Origin of the sequence: Rhodococcus sp. 14-2470-1b (assembly GCF_002259415.1) — a bacterium.
Classification (GTDB): Bacteria; Actinomycetota; Actinomycetes; order Mycobacteriales; family Mycobacteriaceae; genus Rhodococcoides.
In genome coordinates this window covers 1-1,397 of record NZ_NPFY01000049.1, presented here as the reverse complement: position 1 = coordinate 1,397, position 1,397 = coordinate 1, and the positions used below count along the sequence as shown (strand labels likewise).

Genomic DNA, 1,397 nt, shown 5'->3' with positions numbered 1-1,397 from the left:
CGGAACAGCACCCACCACCGCAACAGAAATCACCCTCACCACCATCTTCACCGACGTACTCGGACTACCCAGCGATGCACCCTTGTCCATCGACGACGATTTCTTCCGCCTCGGCGGGCACTCCCTGACCGCCACCCGCGTCGCCGCCCGCATCAACGCCGAGCTCGGCACCTCCCTGACCCTGCGCGAAGTGTTCACCACCCCCACCATCACCGGCCTCGCGCACCTCATCGACACCACCATCGCCACCCTCGACACCACCGTCGACGGCGCCACAGCACACCTGTCACCAGTACGCATCACCGACATCACGCTCACCGACCCGATCCCCGCCTCCTACGGCCAACAAGCACTCTGGATCATCGACCAACTCGGCGGACCCAACTCGCAATACGTCGTACCCACCCTCTGGACCCTCACCGGAAACCTCGACACCGCCGCGTTCACCACCGCCATCGGCGACCTCGTCACCCGCCACCACCCCCTGCGCACCCTGCTCGTCGAACACGACGGCACCCTCACCCAACACATCATCGAACCCGCCCACATCACCGACCAACTCTCCATCCACATCGACGACCTGCGTGACAACGCACCCTCAGACACACAAACCACCATCGACACCCTCATCAACACCGGATTCGACCTCGCTACCGACCTCCCCCTCCGCGTCGCCATCCTCCGCACCGCCGACACCGAATGGACCATCGCCCTCATCGCGCACCACCACGCGATCGACGAATGGTCCACCCCCGCCCTGCTCACCGACCTCGCCGCCGCCTACACCGCACGACAGGCCGGCACCGCCCCGACCTGGACACCACTACCAGTCACCTACGCCCACTACGCCACCTGGCAACGCACCACCCTCGGCGACGCCGCCGACCCCACCCCCGAACTCTCCCGCCACCTCGACTACTGGCGCACCACCCTCACCGACGCCCCCGACGAATCGATCATCACCCTCGACCACCCCCGCCCCGCACACCCCACCGGCCACGGCACCGACATCACCTTCACCATCGACCCCCACACCGCCGCCGCAGCCCGCACCGTCGCCACCCAGCACGGCGTCTCGATGTTCACCCTCACCCACACCGTCACCGCCATCACCGCATCACTGCTCGGCGCCGGCACCGACATCATCATCGGCTCCCCCGTCGGCGGACGCACCGAACACGGACTCGAAAACCTCATCGGCTACTTCGTCAACACCCTCCCCCTACGCCACCACCTCCACCCCACCGACACCATCAGCAACCTCCTCACCACCACCCACCACACCATCCTCGACGGCCTCGCCCACCAACACGCACCCTTCGAACACATCACCCGCACCACCAACACACCCCGCACCACCAACCGCACACCCCTCTTCCAAATCCTCCTCACCCACA

At 66.3% G+C, this 1,397-nt stretch carries 1 protein-coding gene; it reads left to right on the top strand.

What is annotated here, in order from left to right; all coding sequences use genetic code 11:
• Window positions 1-1,397 (top strand): condensation domain-containing protein (locus CH293_RS27595; protein ID WP_255123017.1); only part of this gene is annotated, 1,397 nt, incomplete at both ends.